This window comes from Thermocaproicibacter melissae, assembly GCF_024498295.1.
Lineage (GTDB): Bacteria > Bacillota > Clostridia > Oscillospirales > Acutalibacteraceae > Thermocaproicibacter > Thermocaproicibacter melissae.
In genome coordinates this window covers 1,533,114-1,547,699 of sequence record NZ_CP101827.1, presented here as the reverse complement: position 1 = coordinate 1,547,699, position 14,586 = coordinate 1,533,114, and the positions used below count along the sequence as shown (strand labels likewise).

Annotated in this window: 11 protein-coding genes and 1 CRISPR repeat array (1 of these 12 cut by a window edge); all 11 genes read left to right on the top strand. The window is 48.8% G+C overall.

Annotation, left to right across the window (positions count from 1 at the left end):
- Positions 1 to 4: 4 nt before the first annotated feature.
- Entirely contained in the window at positions 5 to 550 is a 546-nt protein-coding gene (locus tag NOG13_RS07560; RefSeq protein ID WP_283109962.1) for a hypothetical protein, read from the top strand.
- A gap of 278 nt (positions 551 to 828) precedes the next feature.
- The gene (locus tag NOG13_RS07555) at positions 829 to 1,191 is read left to right on the top strand and encodes a BlaI/MecI/CopY family transcriptional regulator (protein ID WP_283109961.1); all 363 of its coding nucleotides are present in this window, start codon (positions 829 to 831) and stop codon (positions 1,189 to 1,191) included.
- Positions 1,192 to 1,193: 2 nt separating this feature from the next.
- A complete protein-coding gene (locus tag NOG13_RS07550) occupies positions 1,194 to 2,564 on the top strand; it encodes a M56 family metallopeptidase (protein ID WP_283109960.1) in 1,371 nt (456 codons plus the stop codon).
- Complete coding sequence (locus NOG13_RS07545) at positions 2,561 to 2,707, top strand: hypothetical protein (RefSeq protein WP_283109959.1); 147 nt, start codon at positions 2,561 to 2,563, stop codon at positions 2,705 to 2,707. Before NOG13_RS07550 ends, NOG13_RS07545 begins: the two co-directional genes overlap by 4 nt.
- 290 nt (positions 2,708 to 2,997) lie before the next feature.
- The gene (cas3, locus tag NOG13_RS07540) at positions 2,998 to 5,454 is read left to right on the top strand and encodes a CRISPR-associated helicase Cas3' (protein WP_283109958.1); all 2,457 of its coding nucleotides are present in this window, start codon (positions 2,998 to 3,000) and stop codon (positions 5,452 to 5,454) included.
- Positions 5,455 to 5,475: 21 nt separating this feature from the next.
- Positions 5,476 to 6,216, top strand: coding sequence for a type I-C CRISPR-associated protein Cas5c (gene cas5c, locus NOG13_RS07535; RefSeq protein ID WP_283109957.1), 741 nt, complete (start codon positions 5,476 to 5,478; stop codon positions 6,214 to 6,216).
- Positions 6,191 to 8,137, top strand: coding sequence for a type I-C CRISPR-associated protein Cas8c/Csd1 (gene cas8c, locus NOG13_RS07530; RefSeq protein WP_283109956.1), 1,947 nt, complete (start codon positions 6,191 to 6,193; stop codon positions 8,135 to 8,137). The genes cas5c and cas8c overlap by 26 nt, the downstream gene beginning before the upstream one ends.
- On the top strand, positions 8,134 to 8,994 hold the full coding sequence (gene cas7c / locus NOG13_RS07525) for a type I-C CRISPR-associated protein Cas7/Csd2 (protein WP_283109955.1): 861 nt from the start codon (positions 8,134 to 8,136) through the stop codon (positions 8,992 to 8,994). Before cas8c ends, cas7c begins: the two co-directional genes overlap by 4 nt.
- Positions 8,984 to 9,649 carry a CRISPR-associated protein Cas4 gene (gene cas4, locus NOG13_RS07520; protein ID WP_283111176.1) on the top strand — a complete coding sequence of 222 codons (666 nt, stop codon included), beginning with the start codon at positions 8,984 to 8,986 and terminating at the stop codon, positions 9,647 to 9,649. The genes cas7c and cas4 overlap by 11 nt, the downstream gene beginning before the upstream one ends.
- Positions 9,646 to 10,677, top strand: a complete 1,032-nt coding sequence (gene cas1c / locus NOG13_RS07515) for a type I-C CRISPR-associated endonuclease Cas1c (protein WP_283109954.1) — start codon at positions 9,646 to 9,648, stop codon at positions 10,675 to 10,677. Before cas4 ends, cas1c begins: the two co-directional genes overlap by 4 nt.
- Before the next feature lie 9 nt (positions 10,678 to 10,686).
- Positions 10,687 to 10,977: a CRISPR-associated endonuclease Cas2 gene (cas2, locus tag NOG13_RS07510; RefSeq protein ID WP_283109953.1), complete on the top strand. Its 291-nt coding sequence runs from the start codon at positions 10,687 to 10,689 to the stop codon at positions 10,975 to 10,977.
- A 177-nt stretch (positions 10,978 to 11,154) separates the two neighbouring features.
- Positions 11,155 to 14,586: a CRISPR direct-repeat array (repeat unit 32 nt; unit sequence GTCGCTCCCCATGCGGGAGCGTGGATTGAAAT) (it continues 1,113 nt past the right edge of the window).

Sequence of the window (14,586 nt, the reverse complement as noted above, 5' to 3'; positions counted from 1 at the left end):
CGCTATGAAAAGTCAGTTTACTCAGACTTTGGAATTTTTAAGAAATGCCACAATAAAAAATAAGCCGGTTAAAATAAAAAGCGATAACTATTATAGGGAACATGCGCTCGATTCCGTTAAGGACAGAAACACGCAATACAGTAATTTCCTGAACAAGTATGTAGAGAATTATGTCAGCAGAGCCAAAGTGACAAAAGTGATGAAGATAATCTTCTTCACGTTTATTATGATTTTTCTTTTGGCAATGGTTTCAACTTGCATCATCGCCTTTATCAACATCACACAAAAACCGGATATCACGTATTCAGACATCGCAACGGTAATCACAGCAGTAGGCGGAATTGTAGCTTCTTTTATTGTGCTGCCAAAAGTCGTTGCAGAAAACCTCTTTCCTTCCAAAGAAGAGGATCGCACGGCAGATATTTTCAATTCTCTGATAAACTATGATTTGGAATTGGAAAAATTCTATGTAAATCAGGAAAAACCCAAAGAAAAAAGCAAATGCGAACAAGCTATAAACAACAAAGAAACAGAAACACTTCGTACATAAAAGGAAATATGTTCTTCTGTGTACTCTATAAGCTCACTCGATTGTTAGTGAGCTTTTTTTATGTTCAGAACAAATTCCGAAATAAAACGATGCCGCAAGCTTTACAGGGCTCTTTGATTTTATCTTCATGCGCAGGATGCCCGTTGATTCAACCTTGAAGAACCAGACATCGGAGCAGATTCGCGAGAAAAAATCTTGGGAAACCATTGACATTTTGGTCTATTAAGAATAGACTAATAGCAAGAGTCTATAATATATAGACCTAGGAGGCAAAATCGATGAATGACTACAGGCTTGCTCGAAGCGAAGCAAAATTTGCCGACTTAATCTGGCAGCATGAACCGATTGGGTCTGGTGAACTGGTAAAGCTATGTGAGAAAGAAATGCACTGGAAAAAGTCCACCACATATACGGTTCTTAAGAAATTGTGCGACAAAGGCATTTTTCAAAATGAAAACGCGGTTGTATCCTCTTTAATCAAAAAAGACGAGTTTTATGCCAGACAAAGCAGACGTTTCGTGGAAGATACCTTTAACGGGTCACTCCCCAAATTCCTTGCAGCCTTCATCGGCGGCAAGAAAATCAGCGCTCGTCAGGCCGAGGAACTCAAGAAACTGATTGACGAACACAAGGAGGAATAAGCGTGGCAGATCAATTTCTGACAGTTTTAAACATGAGCCTGACCGCGAGCTATGTGATTCTTTTTATTATTCTCGTTCGGCTGCCGCTGAAAAAGACGCCGAAAGTCATTTCGTATGCCCTCTGGAGTGCGGCGGCTTTCAGACTTTTGTGCCCCGTTTCCTTTGAAAGTGTTCTGAGCCTGGTTCCAAGAGCTGTCTCGCCGGTTTCGCAGAATATTGCGGGTCAACAGACAACGAGGATTGGCGGCGGAATCAGCGCGGCACACTCGCTGCAAGCGACGACTGCCGCGGCAAGCGTGAATCCGTCCCAAGTCTGCGCACAAATCGGTTCCTATATCTGGCTTGTCGGAATTGCAGCTATGCTGATTTACAGTGTTGTTTCGACGCTGATACTAAAAAAGAACCTCAAGAATGCGCGTTGTATCGAGAGTAATCTATATGAAGCCAACAATCTGAAAACGCCGTTCGTGCTTGGCTTATTCAGGCCGAAAATTATGATACCCTCAGGGCTTTCGACGGAAGAAAAGAGCTATATCATTCGGCATGAGCAGACACACATTCGCAGGTTCGACCACGTTGTAAAGCTCCTTGCGTATTTGATTCTGAGTATCCATTGGTTTAACCCGCTGGTGTGGATTGCGTTTGTTCTGATGAGCACGGATATGGAGCTTTCCTGCGATGAGCGCGTGCTGAAAGAAATGGGCGGAGAAATTAAAAAAGCTTATTCGATGTCGCTTTTATCGCTGGCGACAGAAAAGCGCATGATCAGCGGCAGCGCCCTTGCTTTCGGCGAGGGAAATGTTCGAGCCCGCATAAAAAATGTGCTGAATTATAAAAAGCCCGCTTTTTGGAGTGTAGTGATTGCCGTAGTTGCTGTTATCGGTATCGGGGTTGGGCTTGTGGCCAATCCGAGAATCAATGCGGCCGGCAAAAGCAGTACCGCCGTAAGCAATGCTGTCCAAGACATCTATCGATACCGCACCCAATATGTCGGCGACAACAGCAAGGTCGCCAATATCTCGTATCGACTGCAGATGCCGAAATCGCTAACACACACGGGAATTGAACTGTATACGAGCAAGGCTCCGTATTCTCTTAACATTGTTTACAAGACAACGCCCGCGGTCAGGGCCTCTTTTTCAAAGGACGAGAACCAAACCGTTTTCGACCAGAACGCCATTTTGATGTTTGCGTTAATCAAAAATGCAGACTCCGTGAGGTTTGTGATCAATGACGGCAAGCAAGATTTGATTATTAAGCGAACGAGGGATTGGGCAAACAAAAAGATGGCAAAAGATGTCTGGGAGAGTTCTTCCACGGTGGAGAAGTTTACTGCGCTTTATCAGGAAATCTTTGTGAGCACGAAGAAATGAAGAATCAGCAGACCGGATTTTCTGGTCTGCTGATTGTTTTTTCAATGAAATTCCTATTGGCTGATTTGTTGACTATTTCTCGGGACACAAAAGACGGCATAGACTTATTGCCTATTGTAAAAGAAAAACTCGGCAGCGAATGAAACCTCTTTCTTCGCCGCTCGAGGAAAGCTCCGTATAAAAACAGCAAAAGTCATATTATCCGGTGATTAGGCGGATAATATGGCTTTTTTAACTGCTTATTTAGTCACAGGATTGCCGAAAGAGACCACTTTTTGGTACTTTGAAAAGACTTGCTGGGAATACTGCTTGAATATTGCAAATTAGAAGTATATACTGTGAAAAAAGATTAATTTTATTTGAATAATTCGATTTATTTTGGAAGAATTAGCTTAACTGCGGGTACATTTGCTGACATGGAAAAGGAGAGAAAATGATGAATTCCTCCGTCATATTAGCGCATATTGACCCCGTTACTCGCCGGGAACAAACATTGGCAGAGCACAGCGAAAAAACAGCGCGGCTTTGCGAAAAATACTGCGAAAAAATCGGGATGGCAAAGCTCGGAAGGCTTGTTGGACTGCTGCATGACAGCGGAAAAGCGACCAATGCGTTTCAACAGTATTTAGAGACAAGCAACGAGTCCCTGCGTGGAAAAATCCCTCATTCATTCTGCGGCGCAAGATACAGTTTGCAGATGGGGGAAAGTAACAGTGCGATTGAAAAACTGACGGCTGAATTTTTAGCGACGGCGATCTGTGCACACCACAGCGGGCTGCCGGATGTGACCGGAGTGGATGCTTCGGATAATCTTCACCGCCGTGCTTGGCCGGAAAAAGAAGTTCATTACGAAGAAGCGTTGGAGGGCTTTTTTCGGGATATTCCTCGGGAGAGCCTGACCTTGCTGTTCCAAGAAGCACAGAAGGAAACAGCAAATTTCTGTACAAAAATACGCAATATCTGCGGAGAAATCCCGCCTGCGACAAGGAATCAGACTTTTTACTTTATGCTTGGCCTCATTCAGAGATATTTGTTTAGCTGCTTAATTGATGCTGACCGCTATGACACATTCCTGTTTGAAGCACAGCAAAAAGCGGAACCGGAACCGAATTTGCCGGAGCTTTGGAGTAGGCTTGCCGCAAATCTGGAAGAACATTTGAAGAATTTTCCCCTAGATACCCCAATCAATCGGAAACGCCGCGAAATTTCCGATCAATGCTATGCTTTCAGCCGTCATGCTACGGGTATTTTCCGCCTTTCTGTGCCTACCGGCTCCGGGAAAACAATGGCTTCTTTGCGCTATGCCCTAAACTGTGCAAAACAGAACGGCAAAGAGCGCATTTTTTATATCGCTCCTTATAAAAGCATTTTGGATCAAAACGCCGAAGAAATTCGCAAGGCGCTGAAAATTCACGACGATACGATACTGCTCGAGCATCATAGCGACGTAGTAGTTGACACGGATGATGCGAAGGTAGCGGCGCGGTATCGGCTGCTTACGGAGCGGTGGAACACACCGATGATTTTGACAACAGCGGTGCAGTTTCTCAACACACTGTTTGACGGCCGTTCCGCCTGTGCCCGCAGGATGCACAGCTTGGCAAACTCTGTGATTATTTTGGATGAATTTCAGGCGTTCCCGGTCAAATGCACGGACATGCTCAATGCCGCTTTGAACTTCCTCGCTTATGCCTGCAACTGCTCCGTAGTGCTGTGCACAGCCACACAGCCGGAATCGGAGGAAATTCCGGTGCCGCTTTTGTTCGGTGAGCCCTCGCAGATGACAAGCCGGCTGGAGGAAACCTTTGCTGCCTTCCGCCGCACCCGAACCGTCGACAAAACATCTGACGGCCCGCTGTCTGCGGAGCAGCTGGCGGACTTTGCGCTGGAGCGGCTGGCGCTTTGTGATAATCTCCTTATGGTTTTCAACACAAAAGCTGCGGCGAAAGCAGTGTATCGCTCACTGACGGAACGCATGAATCAACAGCCTCCGGAAGAGCGTATTCCGATTTTTTGCCTGACTACCAGCCAATGCGCCCAGCACCGCATGGATTTGATTCGAGAAATTCAGAGCAGGCTTGCGGACGGAAGACCCCGGGCGAATCGGATGATTTGTGTCAGCACGCAGTTGATTGAAGCGGGAGTGGATTTGTCGTTCCAGTGTGTGGTGCGTTCTTTTGCCGGGCTTGACAGCGCCGCTCAAGCGGCCGGGCGCTGCAACCGCCACGGGGAATCAACCTGCCGCGATGTGTTCCTGGTGCGATGTGCGGAAGAAAATCTTTCCCGTTTGCAGGATATCCAAAGGGCGCAGGAAGCTGCCGACCAAGTCCTTCAGGATTTCCGCGGGAACTCCGCACAGTTTCATGAGGAGCTGCTTTCGCCGGAGGCGGTAAGACGATACTATCATTACTATTTTGATTTGCAGAGGGCACAGTTGAATTACCCCGTAACGGAAAAAGACGACCCGGCTCTTTTCGCACCGACAAGCTTGTTCGACCTTCTGTCGGTTAACTCTCTGGCAAAGAAGTTCACTAGGGAGCACAGAGTCAGCCTTCCGGCACACCCAATTCATCAGGCGTATGCGACGGCAGGAAGGATTTTTCAGGCAATTGACAACAGCGGCACCGATGTCATCGTGCCTTACGGGGCAGGAGAGGACTTGATTCAGCAACTCTACGCAAAACCGGATTTGTCTGTTCTTCCGAAGCTTCTCAGGCAGGCGCAGCGTTATTCTGTCAATTTATTTCCCTATGAAAGAAGTCAACTCGAAGAATTTCGTGCCATTGACATCATCGAGGATGTCGGCGTCATGGTGCTTCGAAAGGAATTTTACAGCATGGATTTAGGAGTGCAGATGCAACGCGAAGAAATGGATTCACTGATTGTTTAAGCAGCGGAAAGGAGAATCGGTGTGAAATACAGCAACAGCGTAAGTTTTCTTGTCTATGGGAGAATGGCGCTTTTCAGCGATCCCATCACGCGGGCAGGCGGTGAAAAGTGCAGCTATCAGGTGCCGACTTATCAGGCACTCAAGGGGGTGACGGAATCCATCTATTGGAAGCCTACATTGATGTGGTACATCGATGCGGTACGTGTCTTAAAGCCCATCACAAGCCGCTCCGAAGGCATCCGGCCAATCAATTACGGGGGAGGCAATACGCTTTCCATCTATACCTATCTGACCGATGTCGCCTACCAAGTGAAGGCACATTTCGAATGGAATGAAAACCGGCCGGACCTCGCGAATGACCGCAACGAGAACAAGCACTATTTTATTGCCAAGCGCATGATTGAATGCGGCGGCAGACGCGACGTTTTTCTCGGAACGCGAGAATGCCAGGCATACGTAGAGCCGTGTGAATTCGGAAGCGGAAAGGGTGCATTCGACGACCTGCCGGAGCTTTCTTTCGGTTTGATGTTCCACGGGTTCACTTATCCGGACGAAAACGGCAAGAATCTTTTGCAGGCTCGGTTCTGGTACCCGAAAATGCGAAACGGCGTCATTGAGTTTTGCCGGCCGGAGGAGTGTCCGGTTATCCGCACGGTGAAAAAGCAGAAACCGAAACAATTTTCTGAGGGTAAAAATCTGACCTGTTGTGATTTTCTAGCAGAGGAGGCCGGATACAATGGGATGGATGCAAAAACTGTATGATACCTACGAAAACTGCAAGAGCCTCGTCGGTGTTGTGGAGGATGAAAATCAAACGCCTCTGATGCCGATTTACCACATGACGCAGCAGGCTCAGATTGAAGCGACGATCGACACGGAAGGCTGCTTTCGCACGGCTCGAGTTTTGGAGGACAAGCGGGAGCGCACGACGCTGATTCCCTGCACGGAAAAATCGGCGGCACGGACAAGCAAGCCTGTTGCGCACCCTTTGTTCGACAATCTGACTTATCTTTCCGGTGACTATATACAATACCGAAAATTGAAGGAAGAGCGTTACCCGGAATATATTGCTCAGCTTTCCGAATGGTGCAGTTCACCTTATGCCCACCCGAAGGTGAAAGCTGTGCTGAAATACCTGAAAAAAGGCTGCCTGATGCATGACCTCATCGCCGCCGGCGTTCTGTATGTCGATGAATCGGGCAATATGCCGGAAAAATGGAAGGGCGGCGATGATACACCGCCGATTTTCAAAGCGGTTGCGGGCGACCAAGCTAATGCATTTGTTCGGTTTCAGGTGGTTCCGGCAGATGGTTCGGAAGATCTTCACAGCCGCATTTGGGAGGACCCATCGGTCTGGCAGAGTTACATCGATTACCAAAACAGCTTGTCCACGGAAACGGACTTCTGCTATATACTCGGCAAAAAAATGCCGGTTTCCGAGCTTAGCCCCAAGTATATCCGGCGTCCCGGCGACGGGGCAAAGCTGATTTCCGCAAACGATACATCCGGATTCACCTACCGGGGCAGATTTGAAACGCCGTCGCAGGCCTACTCCATCGGAAGGGAAACAAACGAGAAGGCACACAATGCGCTGAAATGGCTTATCCAGCGGCAGGCGTATTTTAACGGGGATCAAGTGATTCTTTCATGGCGGACAGACGGCGCAAAGACGCCGGACCTCTGCGAAAATTCGCTGGATGTTTTGTTCGACCTTGAACCGGATAATCCCGTTATTACGACAGGCGAAGATTTTGCCCAAAGATTCCGCAACGCCATCGCGGGGTACGGCGGTAAGCTGAAAGGCGGCGAAGAAGCCTGCATCCTCGGACTGGATTCTGCTACGCCCGGACGGCTTTCGGTGTTTTACTACCGCGAAATGCCGGAGAAGGACCTTGTGGACCGAATCCGGTTCTGGCATGAAACTTGCCGGTGGCGCTTTGAAGAATTCCCGAAAAAGGCATTTGGAAAAAATGCAAAACCGATTCCGTTTATCGGCGCACCGTCGCCGGAGACCATAGCAGAAGCGGCTTACGGAAGACAAATAAACGACAAGCTGAAAAAAAGTACCGTGCAGCGTCTTTTGCCGTGCATTGTCGATCGGGCGGCCTTGCCGCAGGACATCATGCTTAACGCAGCAAGGCGCGCATCGAATCCGGCGGGGCTTGACAAAAATGACAATGGAAAAACGCTTGCCGTTGCATGCGCGCTGATTCGGAAATATCACAACGACAGGGAAAATTTAGGAATATTGAAAACAGATGAGTACAAGGAGAGATGGAAAATGGCGTTAGATACCGAAGAAACCGACCGGAATTATCTTTTTGGGCGGGCGCTTGCCTATGCGCAGCAGCTGGAAAGCTATGCGCTCAACTTGCAGGGCGAAAAGCGAAGCACCAATGCGGAACGGATGCAAATGGCTTTCAGCCAGCACCCCGCAAGGATGTGGAAAACATTATATGAGTCGCTTTCACCGTATCTGCAGAGGCTTGGCAAAAGAGGGGCTCGTTATCGCGAGGAATTGAATGAGGTCATTTCAAAAATCGCCAAAGAGGATTTCACCAATGAACCGCTGAATGAGCTCTATCTTTTGGGCTATGCCTGCCAGATGCAGAAATTCCATGAAGAGTATGAAGCCAACCGAGAAAAAACCATGATGAATAGCGAAGGAGAGGAAAAACAATGAGTATTCTTGCGAACAAAATTGATTTTGCGGTGGTTCTTTCCGTAAAAAACGCAAACCCCAACGGTGACCCTCTGAACGGAAACCGTCCTCGCGAAACCTATGACGGCTACGGAGAAATTTCAGATGTCTGCATCAAGCGGAAAATCCGTAACCGCCTGCTCGACATGGGCCTGCCAGTCTTTGTCCAGTCCGATGATAAGCGCACGGATTCTTTTAAAAGCCTGCGGGAGCGCGCCGACTCGATTGAGGAATTAAAAAAGGAAAAAGACCCGGAAAAGTTTGCACAGATTGCGTGCAAAACATGGATTGACGTGAGAAGCTTCGGCCAGGTGTTCGCCTTCAGAGGGGAGGACGTTTCGGTTGGAGTACGGGGGCCGGTTTCGATTCATCCCGCGTTCAGCGTTCAGCCGATCGATATTTCGAGCATCAAGATTACGAAGAGTGTCAACAGCGTAACAGGAGATAAAAAATCCCCTGACACCATGGGCATGAAGCACACCGTTCCGTTTGGCGTTTATGTGTTTTACGGCAGCATTAACTGCCAGCTCGCGGAAAAGACCGGCTTCGCCGAAGAAGATGCGGAATACATCCATAAGGCATTAATTACGCTGTTTGAAAATGACTGCTCTTCCGCAAGACCCGATGGAAGCATGGAAGTCTGCCGGGTTTATTGGTGGAAACATAACTGCAAATCCGGTCAGTATTCATCAGCTAAGGTTCACCGCACCCTACATGTTAAGCCGAAAGAAGGCAAGCGAATCCCCAGCGGAGGCCTTCCGTTTAGGCTGGATGATTACTATGATATCACCGTAGATTCTCTGGACGGGTTGACGCCCGATGTTTACAATGGAATATAAGGAAGAGGATTATCTGAATCTCTCAGGCCTCCAGCATTTTGCTTTCTGCCGCCGTCAGTGGGCGTTGGCATACATCGAAATGCAATGGGATGAAAATCTTCGCACTGTGGAAGGACATATTCTTCACGACAACGCACATGATCCATTCTTTACGGAGAAACGTGTGGATCGAATTATTTCACGCGGGATGGCAGTTTTTTCGCGCAAGCTGGGAGTAAGCGGAGTTTGTGATGTTGTAGAATTCCATGCGTCGCCTAAAGGAATAGAACTTGCCGGACGGGAAGGCAAATGGCTTCCCGTCCCGGTTGAATACAAGCGGGGTCGGCCGAAAGAAAATGACGCCGACAACTTGCAACTTTGTTGCCAGGCAATGTGTCTGGAAGAAATGCTGCTGTGCGACCGTATCGAAAAAGCATACATCTATTATGGTGAAACAGCACGGCGAACTGCGGTCGTGTTGGGCGATCCCCTTCGAAAAAGAGTAACACAACTGCTGACGGAAATGCATGAACTTTACAAACGCAAATATACTCCGCGCGTAAAACCAAGTAAAAGTTGCAACGCCTGCTCGCTTAAAGATTTGTGCCTGCCAAGACTTTACCGGGTAAGTTCTGCGGCGGAATATGTTCAAAAGCGACTGGGGGAAACCCTATGAGAATTCTCGGAAACACACTATATGTGACAACTCCAGATGCGTACCTGTCATTGGACGGTGAAAATATAGTCATCCAAAAAGGCGGAAATGAACTGCGGAGAATTCCACTGCATAATCTCGACGGAATTGTAGCGTTCGGATACACAGGCGCCAGTCCGGCTTTGATGGGTGCCTGTGCCGAGCGCGGCGTAGCTCTGAGTTTTCTTACGATGCACGGACGGTTTCTTGCACGGGTCTGCGGCATGAAACAGGGAAATGTATTATTGCGGAAAGAACAGTACCGAGTCTCAGACAGTGAAGAAAAAAGTTTAGCCATTGCGAAGGGAATGATTACGGGAAAGTTGTTTAATTCTCGGTGGGTTATCGAGAGGGCAGCACGCGATTATGCCCTACGGTTGAACACAGAGAAGCTAAAGCATGTATCCAGCCTGATAGCTGAATCACTTAAACAGATTTCAGCTACGAAAACACTTGATGAGCTACGAGGCATCGAAGGAGAAGCCGCCACATGTTATTTCTCTGTTTTAGACGATTTGATCCTGCAACAAAAAGAACAATTTTTCTTTCGTACCCGGAACCGACGTCCACCTATGGATAATGTAAATGCTCTTTTGTCGTTTGTTTATACACTGCTAGCCCACGACACTGCTGCTGCGCTCGAGACCGTAGGACTTGATCCATATGTTGGGTTCCTTCACCGGGACCGTCCAGGGCGCATGTCTCTTGCGTTAGATATGATGGAAGAATTTCGCCCAATTTTTGCAGACCGATTTGTCCTGACTCTCATTAATACTCGTCAGGTCAGTAGCGATGGATTTGTTCAGAAAGAGAATGGAGCAGTATTGATTGCCGATGACACTCGGAAAAAGATATTAATTGCTTGGCAAGGGAGGAAGCAAGAATTTATTACACATCCTATGCTCAACGAAAAAATTGAATGGGGGCTTGTTCCTTATTCACAAGCACTTTTGCTGGCGAGATATCTGAGGGGAGACCTAGACGCTTACCCACCTTTTTTATGGAAGTAGGCGATATTGATGTTGGTTCTGATTACGTATGATGTGAATACGGAGACGGAAGCTGGCAAGAAACGACTTAGAAAAGTAGCAAAAATCTGTGTCAACTATGGCCAGCGTGTACAGAATTCAGTTTTTGAGTGTGTTATGGATCCTGCTCTGTGTTGCACAGTTAAACATAAGCTTGAGCAGGTGATTAATCCTGAAAAGGACAGCCTACGTTTTTACTATCTTGGTGATCATTATAGAACAAAAATTGAGCATTTTGGAGCAAAACCAACTTTTAACGTAGAGGACCCATTAATTGTATGACATTGGGTGCGAACCAGAAGCACACATTGTTCTTCTACCTCCTTCGCACCAAATATTAATTCTAATTATGCAAGATTGATGAAAATTTCAGCCGATATATCCATCCGAGTTTGTCCTTATTTAGCATTTTTACATAATTTCAAAATAAATAATATATCATATTTGGAGTTTTTTGCTGTCGCTCCCCATGCGGGAGCGTGGATTGAAATACTGTCCAGCCCGGATTTGCAGGGCTGCTGCGCAAGTCGCTCCCCATGCGGGAGCGTGGATTGAAATTTGAATACTGTCCGCGTAATGTGCCACGGAAAGCGTCGCTCCCCATGCGGGAGCGTGGATTGAAATAAATTTCGCGTCTACCAAGCCAAAGCCCTTCCCGGGTCGCTCCCCATGCGGGAGCGTGGATTGAAATGTGAAGCTCTACGTGGGATTGGGATGACCAAAGACGTCGCTCCCCATGCGGGAGCGTGGATTGAAATATTTTTATCGCCTCACTTAATTGTCAGCTTTTCGCGTCGCTCCCCATGCGGGAGCGTGGATTGAAATTTCCGGGATGTCAGCTGCTTTACGTGCGAGTAAGTCGCTCCCCATGCGGGAGCGTGGATTGAAATTGGCAATAATATTAAAATGAGCCGGCTATTATTCCGGTCGCTCCCCATGCGGGAGCGTGGATTGAAATTGGCGGAAAGATTTTGAATATCGATTGCCTACTGTCGCTCCCCATGCGGGAGCGTGGATTGAAATCGTCCGCGCTGAAGGGCGTCAACGGGACAATCCGGGTCGCTCCCCATGCGGGAGCGTGGATTGAAATCTATTCGCAAACGCCGTAGAAACGTCGAAATCATGTCGCTCCCCATGCGGGAGCGTGGATTGAAATACGGCTGAAACTACGCTGGTCGCTAAGCTGATTCGTCGCTCCCCATGCGGGAGCGTGGATTGAAATGGTATCGATTGGATTCCCTTTTCCGTCTGCCGTGGTCGCTCCCCATGCGGGAGCGTGGATTGAAATCTGCGGTTGTGCCATGCAGGATGAAACGGTCAGGGTCGCTCCCCATGCGGGAGCGTGGATTGAAATTTGGATGCGGTCAAAACAGACGGCTGGGGAACAATGTCGCTCCCCATGCGGGAGCGTGGATTGAAATAAGGTTCATCCCGCTTTTGTTAGAAATGGGGTTGGTCGCTCCCCATGCGGGAGCGTGGATTGAAATCTTTTGGAATATGTGTGGTTGGTGGAGTACTCCTGGTCGCTCCCCATGCGGGAGCGTGGATTGAAATATGATGTTTGGGGCTGGTGGAGGACCTAAAGGGGGTCGCTCCCCATGCGGGAGCGTGGATTGAAATCATTAAGTCTGCATTGGTTAACGTTGCGTTAGTGTCGCTCCCCATGCGGGAGCGTGGATTGAAATTTCTGAACACTTACGTAATATCTCAATGTCTTGTCGTCGCTCCCCATGCGGGAGCGTGGATTGAAATCGCCTATCTCATTGGCTAAATTCGTGTTGCATGCGTCGCTCCCCATGCGGGAGCGTGGATTGAAATGTTCGATTGACTGTCACATGACCGTCGGAATGAGGTCGCTCCCCATGCGGGAGCGTGGATTGAAATATCTATGACTGACACAGGTAGGCATCCACCTTCGTCGCTCCCCATGCGGGAGCGTGGATTGAAATAGTACAGATTTAAAATCATCACACAGCGATTCTTTCGTCGCTCCCCATGCGGGAGCGTGGATTGAAATTTATACAAAGCGCATGAACCTCCCCAGGAGCGGAGGTCGCTCCCCATGCGGGAGCGTGGATTGAAATATCACGCCAGCTTCCTCCCGTGGTTGAATTCACGGTCGCTCCCCATGCGGGAGCGTGGATTGAAATATACAAATCCTTCTTTCTGCCAGGATAACAACCGGGTCGCTCCCCATGCGGGAGCGTGGATTGAAATTACCCTGGCAGAAATGAGCGATAGGGAGAAGGCATGTCGCTCCCCATGCGGGAGCGTGGATTGAAATGTTCGATTGACTGTCACATGACCGTCGGAATGAGGTCGCTCCCCATGCGGGAGCGTGGATTGAAATAATTTCTTGGGTGTGTCCGCAGCTCATGTGAAACGTCGCTCCCCATGCGGGAGCGTGGATTGAAATACAGAAAACGAAGTAGAGAAATTACAAACAATTCCAGTCGCTCCCCATGCGGGAGCGTGGATTGAAATCCGCGCCCCCCGCCGGAAAATTATATATAATACAGGTCGCTCCCCATGCGGGAGCGTGGATTGAAATTCTGACAGTCAGTCGCCCGTTATTATGTGCCGCGTCGCTCCCCATGCGGGAGCGTGGATTGAAATACAATTGGAACCAATCACTGATGGTATTGGATAGTCGCTCCCCATGCGGGAGCGTGGATTGAAATCTCGATGTAGCAAAGCAGTACGAAGATGGTGCTAAGTCGCTCCCCATGCGGGAGCGTGGATTGAAATGTGAGCAGAACAAATGATGTGGGTGTTCTTAGCGTCGCTCCCCATGCGGGAGCGTGGATTGAAATCTTACCACCATTACTGTATATTCAGTTTCATCCTGTCGCTCCCCATGCGGGAGCGTGGATTGAAATATAATGCTTGCTAGTGCGGAAGGGGATTATATTTGGTCGCTCCCCATGCGGGAGCGTGGATTGAAATTCTGACAGTCAGTCGCCCGTTATTATGTGCCGCGTCGCTCCCCATGCGGGAGCGTGGATTGAAAGTTGAGTTTGAGGGCGACAAAAACGCGATTCGGCACGTCGCTCCCCATGCGGGAGCGTGGATTGAAAGCCCTTTTGGGCATAAAAATTAGTTCAATCTGTTTTGTCGCTCCCCATGCGGGAGCGTGGATTGAAATGCTGACCGGCACATTTGGGACTAAATATAACGAGTCGCTCCCCATGCGGGAGCGTGGATTGAAATGCTGACCTGCGGGCAAACCGCTCGATTTGTTCCCGTCGCTCCCCATGCGGGAGCGTGGATTGAAATACAATTGGAACCAATCACTGATGGTATTGGATAGTCGCTCCCCATGCGGGAGCGTGGATTGAAATCTCGATGTAGCAAAGCAGTACGAAGATGGTGCTAAGTCGCTCCCCATGCGGGAGCGTGGATTGAAATGTGAGCAGAACAAATGATGTGGGTGTTCTTAGCGTCGCTCCCCATGCGGGAGCGTGGATTGAAATCTTACCACCATTACTGTATATTCAGTTTCATCCTGTCGCTCCCCATGCGGGAGCGTGGATTGAAATATAATGCTTGCTAGTGCGGAAGGGGATTATATTTGGTCGCTCCCCATGCGGGAGCGTGGATTGAAATTCTGACAGTCAGTCGCCCGTTATTATGTGCCGCGTCGCTCCCCATGCGGGAGCGTGGATTGAAAGTTGAGTTTGAGGGCGACAAAAACGCGATTCGGCACGTCGCTCCCCATGCGGGAGCGTGGATTGAAAGCCCTTTTGGGCATAAAAATTAGTTCAATCTGTTTTGTCGCTCCCCATGCGGGAGCGTGGATTGAAATGCTGACCGGCACATTTGGGACTAAATATAACGAGTCGCTCCCCATGCGGGAGCGTGGATTGAAATGCTGACCTGCGGGCAAACCGC

Excerpts from the sequence above, each read along its gene's own strand:
- NOG13_RS07560 (WP_283109962.1), top strand. The coding sequence starts at position 5 with ATGAAAAGTCAGTTTACTCAGACTTTGGAATTTTTAAGAAATGCCACA.
- NOG13_RS07555 (WP_283109961.1), top strand. The coding sequence starts at position 829 with ATGAATGACTACAGGCTTGCTCGAAGCGAAGCAAAATTTGCCGACTTA.
- NOG13_RS07545 (WP_283109959.1), top strand. The coding sequence starts at position 2,561 with ATGAAGAATCAGCAGACCGGATTTTCTGGTCTGCTGATTGTTTTTTCA.
- cas3 (WP_283109958.1), top strand. The coding sequence starts at position 2,998 with ATGATGAATTCCTCCGTCATATTAGCGCATATTGACCCCGTTACTCGC.
- cas8c (WP_283109956.1), top strand. The coding sequence starts at position 6,191 with ATGGGATGGATGCAAAAACTGTATGATACCTACGAAAACTGCAAGAGC.
- cas7c (WP_283109955.1), top strand. The coding sequence starts at position 8,134 with ATGAGTATTCTTGCGAACAAAATTGATTTTGCGGTGGTTCTTTCCGTA.
- cas4 (WP_283111176.1), top strand. The coding sequence starts at position 8,984 with ATGGAATATAAGGAAGAGGATTATCTGAATCTCTCAGGCCTCCAGCAT.
- cas1c (WP_283109954.1), top strand. The coding sequence starts at position 9,646 with ATGAGAATTCTCGGAAACACACTATATGTGACAACTCCAGATGCGTAC.
- cas2 (WP_283109953.1), top strand. The coding sequence starts at position 10,687 with ATGTTGGTTCTGATTACGTATGATGTGAATACGGAGACGGAAGCTGGC.